The organism is Treponema sp. R6D11 (assembly GCF_054786075.1).
The window spans coordinates 1-536 of the sequence record NZ_BDHD01000764.1 but is presented as its reverse complement, the minus strand read 5'-3'; the positions used below and the strand labels follow the sequence as shown (position 1 = coordinate 536).

At 33.2% G+C, this 536-nt stretch carries 1 protein-coding gene; it reads right to left on the bottom strand.

What is annotated here, in order from left to right:
• Positions 1–141 precede the first annotated feature (141 nt).
• Complete coding sequence (locus ACYVTD_RS15965) at positions 142–429, bottom strand: antitoxin (RefSeq protein ID WP_461248669.1); 288 nt, start codon at positions 427–429, stop codon at positions 142–144.
• Positions 430–536 lie beyond the last annotated feature (107 nt).

Here is a 536-nt window from a genome sequence, read left to right as displayed (position 1 = left end):
GAATAAGAATGTCCTCCGACTCAAAAGATATGTACTTTGAAATCGACCAACAAGGCAAATGGCAGCAAGATATAGCAAAAAAACTAAAAGCCATGAAGCTTAACCTTAAAATGAAAAATATCCGCAAATAATGACAAAAACTTATGAGCGTTTTTCTGTAAATCTTCCTGTAACATATTTATGAATAACGCTGGCGACTAAAGTTTGATACGGTATACCCTCTTCCACGGCTTTTATTTTAATTCCTTCAAGATCATTTTTGGTAATCCGAATATTCATTCGATGATCTTTAGTTAATGTAGAAGTTGCCGCTTTAGACAACATAGTTTTCCACGATTCAATATCTTCAACGGATTTCCATTTATCCGTTTCAAGCGACTTTATCAGGTTTTGTTCTTCGTTGTCTAAAAAACTATTCGTTTTCTTCATTTGTTTTTCCTCTTAAATATTTTTGCGTATATTTACGGCTTGGATAAATGGTTTTTAAAAAACATTCCTCCCCTGATTCTGAAATAACCGCAGGAACAACATATATG